We start from the raw sequence: 596 nt of genomic DNA, 5'->3' as shown, positions 1-596 counted from the left end.
GTGTAACCATATTTCCTATTCTATTAAATCATAAATTACTTTTAATACCTGTTAGAATATAGGCTTAATTAGTAATTCCGTATTAAAAAATCTAGCTCTAAATAATTAGGGTTGGTAGTTATCATTACATATTTATTTAACAATTAATTTTTTTAAACAATGAAAACAATTTGCATTTTATTATTAGCATTAATATCTTTTAAAAACACAAACACTACACAAGATTTAAAAACAGCAAAAGCTATTTTTGATGGTTATGAAGATGGTACTTACTATTTTACAGATAGTGAAGATGATGAAAAATACTATTCATTTGAAAAAATTGACGAAAGTATTTTAAAAACCTATGATTTAACAAGCAAAAAATACGATGGTAAAGTTTTTAATATTACCTACAAAATAGAATCTGAAAAAGATGAATTTGATGAGTATTATGATGTTTGGGTTATTGTAAAAGTAGCTTTATTATAAAAAAGAAAAGGGTAGATTTTAAATCTACCCTTTTTAATTTAATGTTGTGCACACGAGAGGATTCGAACCTCCACGTTCTTAAGAACACTGCCCCCTCAAGGCAGCGCGTCTACCAATTCCGCCAC

At 27.2% G+C, this 596-nt stretch carries 1 protein-coding gene; it reads left to right on the top strand.

What is annotated here, in order from left to right; translation table 11 throughout:
• Nucleotides 1-159 precede the first annotated feature (159 nt).
• Nucleotides 160-471, top strand: a complete 312-nt coding sequence (locus FUA24_RS23480) for a hypothetical protein (protein ID WP_147136645.1) — start codon at nt 160-162, stop codon at nt 469-471.
• Nucleotides 472-596 lie beyond the last annotated feature (125 nt).

The sequence above is a fragment of the Seonamhaeicola marinus genome (genome assembly GCF_008085455.1).
This window is presented reverse-complemented; position numbering and strand designations above follow the sequence as displayed.

Coding starts and splice junctions, on each gene's coding strand:
- FUA24_RS23480 (WP_147136645.1), top strand. CDS start 160: ATGAAAACAATTTGCATTTTATTATTAGCATTAATATCTTTTAAAAAC.